Annotated in this window: 4 protein-coding genes, 1 pseudogene and 1 riboswitch; of the genes and pseudogenes, 4 read left to right on the top strand and 1 reads right to left on the bottom strand. The window is 51.9% G+C overall.

The genetic code is table 11. From position 1 onward, the window contains the following. The coding region (locus tag INT22_RS00365; RefSeq protein WP_193067468.1) for a TRAP transporter large permease subunit at positions 1-334 on the top strand (334 nt) is incomplete at its 5' end. 217 nt (positions 335-551) lie between these two features. After that, positions 552-2,051 (top strand): CoA-acylating methylmalonate-semialdehyde dehydrogenase, encoded by a 1,500-nt coding sequence (locus INT22_RS00370; protein ID WP_089039493.1) that lies wholly within the window; start codon positions 552-554, stop codon positions 2,049-2,051. 49 nt (positions 2,052-2,100) lie between these two features. Here the strand turns inward: INT22_RS00370 and INT22_RS00375 are convergent, their stop codons facing one another. Next, entirely contained in the window at positions 2,101-2,796 is a 696-nt protein-coding gene (locus tag INT22_RS00375) for a hypothetical protein (RefSeq protein ID WP_089039492.1), read from the bottom strand. A gap of 199 nt (positions 2,797-2,995) precedes the next feature. Between INT22_RS00375 and INT22_RS00380 the strand changes: the two genes are divergently transcribed. Both INT22_RS00380 and INT22_RS00385 read left to right on the top strand, forming a co-directional pair. Further along, positions 2,996-3,577 carry a peroxidase-related enzyme gene (locus INT22_RS00380; RefSeq protein WP_089039491.1) on the top strand — a complete coding sequence of 194 codons (582 nt, stop codon included), beginning with the start codon at positions 2,996-2,998 and terminating at the stop codon, positions 3,575-3,577. 99 nt (positions 3,578-3,676) lie between these two features. Then, a riboswitch (TPP riboswitch) is annotated at positions 3,677-3,784 on the top strand. Then, a pseudogene (locus INT22_RS00385) lies at positions 3,774-4,286 on the top strand (sodium:solute symporter); the annotation flags it as partial. It overlaps the preceding riboswitch by 11 nt.

The following is a 4,286-nucleotide window of genomic DNA, read 5'->3' on the forward strand; positions in this document are numbered from 1 at the left end:
GTTCTTGCTACTGGTGATTGGCGCACTGCTGTTAGTGGGAATGGTGATTGATGGCATTGCGGCGCTAATCTTAGTGGTGCCGATTTTAATGCCCATTGCCCAAAGCCAATTCGCTATTAGCCCCTATCAGTTTGGTGTAGTGGTGTGTTTAACCCTGGTAATGGGGTTGTTAACGCCCCCCGTAGGGGCAGGGCTGTTTATCGCTTCCTCAATGACCGGCGCGTCGCCGCTTAAAATATTTCGCTCGCTGCTGCCGTTTTTGCTAGCAACGTTAGTGACCCTTGTTCTTCTCGCCTGGTTGCCGTGGTTAACCAACGGGCTTATCCAGCGTTAATCGCTATCACACCCATTTCAACCTCTAGCAGAACTGATGTTCTCCACGGCGTTTATGATGCCTTTTAATGGCGGAACATCAGCCCCTGGCTGCTTGCTCAGCGCTGAGCTGGCTAACTCTTTATCAAGTGGCTAATTGACGTTTACGTCAACTTGCTGATATACCCTAGGGTTCATCTTTGCGTCTCATAACAAACACAACGTTGAGGAAGGAAGTCATGTCCGTTCGTGAAATCCCTATGTATATCGATGGCCAGCCAGTCATGTCACAAAGCCAGGATTGGCGTGATGTGGTCAATCCTGCGACTCAGGAAGTGGTTGCCCGTGTACCATTTTGTACCGCCGAAGAGGTGGAACGTGCGATTGCCAGCGCTAAAACAGCTTTTAAAGGGTGGCGTAAAGTGCCGCTTGGCAAGCGCATGCGCATCATGCTGAAACTTCAGGCACTGATACGCGAAAATACCGCTGAATTAGCCGCGCTAATCACCGAAGAGCACGGCAAAACTTTGCCTGACGCTGAAGGTGAAGTAGGGCGCGGTTTAGAGGTCGTGGAACACGCTTGTTCAATTACGTCGCTGCAGTTGGGTGAACTGGCGGAAAACGCCGCGAATGAAGTCGATGTTTACACCATGCACCAGCCGCTGGGCGTTGGCGCGGGCATTACCGCCTTCAACTTCCCGATTATGCTGCCCTGTTTTATGTTCCCGCTTGCCATCGCAACGGGAAATACCTTTGTCCTGAAACCGTCTGAGCAAGACCCTAGTTCCACCATGCGACTGGTTGAACTTGCCCATGAAGCGGGCGTCCCCGCCGGCGTTTTAAACGTGGTTCATGGCGGTCCTGATGTTGCCAACCAAATCGCCGACCATCAGGATATTAAAGCACTTTCGTTTATTGGCTCGACCCATGTGGGCTCCTTGCTTTACAACCGTGCCGCCGCCGCTGGAAAGCGTATGCAGTCGATGATGGGAGCTAAAAACCACTGCGTTGTAATGCCGGACGCCAACCGCAGTCAGGCGATTGATAGCCTACTCGGCTCGGCGTTTGGTGCTGCTGGCCAGCGCTGCATGGCTAACTCGGTTGTCGTGCTAGTCGGTGAAGCGCGAGAGTGGCTGAAAGATATTGAGGAAGGCGCGCGCAGCATGAAAGTCGGTCCTGGCACTCAGCGCGATGCAGACCTAGGGCCGCTTGTCTCACCACAAGCGAAAGAGCGCGTTGAACGCCTGATTTCAGCGGGTGAGAAAGAGGGCGCTAAGCTGCTGGTGGACGGCCGTGGTTGCACGGTAGAGGGCTATCCAAACGGCAACTTTGTTGGCCCAACTCTATTTGCCGATGTGACCGCTGATATGACGGTGTACCGGGAAGAAATTTTTGGCCCAGTGCTATGCGTGGTCAGTGTGGAGACGCTGGATGACGCGATTGCGTTTATCAACGCTAACCCTAACGGCAACGGTACGTCGATCTTTACCAACTCAGGTTGGGTAGCACGGCGCTTTGAAACGGATATCGACGTAGGCCAGATTGGTATCAACGTGCCGATCCCTGTACCCGTCGCTTACTTCAGTTTTACGGGTTCGCGAGCTTCCAAGCTTGGCGACTTGGGGCCGAATGGCAAGCAGGCAATTACCTTCTGGACGCAGACCAAAACGGTCACTGCCCGCTGGTTTGAGCCAGAAAATGTATCTAGCGGTATTAATAGCACTATTTCGTTGAGTTAATTGCACCATGGAGAAGCCCCGCGATAAGCGGGGCTTTTAACGTTTCGGCTTAAGTATTCTGAAATAACGGCAGGCTTCTTTTTAGGAGTTGGCCGATAGGGCCAAGCTGACTGGCGTGCATAACGAGAATGGTGGGGGTGGCCGTTTGCGTTTTTGCGTTGTGAGGAACTAACAGTGCAAATTCGCCTTCTTCAAGATGAAATTCATGCAGCTCACGCAGGCCATCAGGCGTTTCACACTGAGAGCAGCGGTAGTTATCATCTTCGCCATAAACTAAGCGATGATACATTTTGAAGAGCGTATAAATGGCTAAACCGCCTTTCAAAGCAGGCCAGCGGGCAGGTGTGCTGCGCAGCGTGTCAGAAACGATGATGCCATCGGCTTCTGCACTGGCGAATATGCTCGCCAGTGGTGCTGAGAGGAGCGGCGTGCTAGCGCTTAACGACGTCTCGTGTTCTTGAGGGTTCGGGGAGACCTCGTTAACCACTCGGTGGAAATCATCTAAAGAGGCAAGCGGGAAGTCCTTGTGCTTTAGATCACTTGGCTCGAAGCCGCCGTTTTCCCAGCCATGGATAACCCGGAGCGTGGCACGCGCGTGATGCATAGGCAGTGCCAGAAGGGTGTGCAGCATTATCCGGATATGCAGCTGACGCTCATCGGTGTCGTTTTTAAACGCGCAATAAGGGTCGGCAAAAAGAGTATGCAAGCGCCCAGGCGTATGCTCTTTGGCTTCGGAATAATGCATTTTGGTGTCCCTGTTAATTGCCGTTTGCTGCATTTACTGCACGGCTTATAGGTCATTGAATAGTTGAGAGTATGGACAGCGTTAGCCACGATTGAAAGTCACTTTGTTTAGTGTTTTGTTACCGAATCGCGTTATCCAACAGCATGATTGTTTAATCAAAACAAAAATTTAAAGCTTAATCAGCAAATGAGGTGTAACGATGACTAATCGACTTAGCCGTTTCCGTGTACCAGAAACGTTGGATGAACTGCCTGACGATGTTCGCGATGCAATATTAAAAGTGCAAAGCAAGGCGGGATTTGTGCCCAATGTGTTCTTAATGCTGGCGCATCGCCCTGAGGAGTTTCGCGCTTTTTTTGCTTATCACGATGCTTTGATGGAGCGTGAATCCGACACGCTGACTAAAGCTGAAAAAGAGATGATTGTTGTGGCTACCAGTGCTCGCAATCGTTGTCTCTATTGTGTTGTTGCCCATGGCGCGCTATTGAGAATTTATAGTAAAGACCCTTTAGTCGCTGACAATGTCGCTATCAATCATCTAGCGGCAGGGCTAAGCGAACGCCATCGTGTCATGCTGGATTTTGCATTGCACTGCGGGATTGAAGTTGGGGAGTTCTCTGCCACGTGGCAAACAACCTTAGAGAAAGTAGGTTTTACGCTAGAGGACTGTTGGGATATTGGCGCCATTGCTGCTTTTTTCGGCATGTCGAATCGATTAGTTACCATGACGGGTACGCCCCCCAATGAGGAGTTTTATTTGATGGGCCGCCTACCGCGTTAGCAGGATACAGACGCACATCTAGGCGTTACTCACGGATAAATTTTACTAACGCCCAGCCTTTACTAACGAGCCGCTTTCACCGAGGATAGCGTCTCCATTCACTGTCGCCAGGGGAGCCCGCAGCTGTTGGGCTGAGAATGCGCACTGCGCAGACCCTGGAACCTGATCCGGTTCATACCGGCGGAGGAAGTGCGACATGCCTTACCTAACGTCAGCCGTACTTGGTGCGGCGCTATTCTGTTTTGCTTTTCTGGGCCTGCGTGCACGTCATGTGCAGGGATCGCTTGATGACTATGTCACGGCACGAAATTCGCAAACCGCTTCCACACTTGGCTTCTCCTTTTTAGCCTCGGGAATGGGCGCCTGGATTCTGTTTGCGCCGCCTGAAATTGGTGCCTTTGTTGGTCCGTTAGCGTTGGCAGGCTATGCCATTGGCTCTGCGCTGCCGTTTATCGTGTTGGGGTTGTACGGACCAAAAATTCGTCGCGCATTGCCAGAAGGCAGAAGCATTGCCGAATTCGCCCACGCTTGTTACGGCAAGGGGGTGCGTCATTGGGTGCTGCTGGTGTCCGTAGCCTACATGGGCTGTTTTTTAGCAGCGGAACTGACGGCGATAGGTGCTATTACCGCACTGCTTTCCGATGTACCACCTGCACTAGTGATTATTGGCGTTGCGCTCACTACCTTGGTGTATACGGTGATTGGTGGG

It is taken from the genome of Halomonas sp. 3D7M, from assembly GCF_014897885.1.
Taxonomy (GTDB): domain Bacteria; phylum Pseudomonadota; class Gammaproteobacteria; order Pseudomonadales; family Halomonadaceae; genus Vreelandella.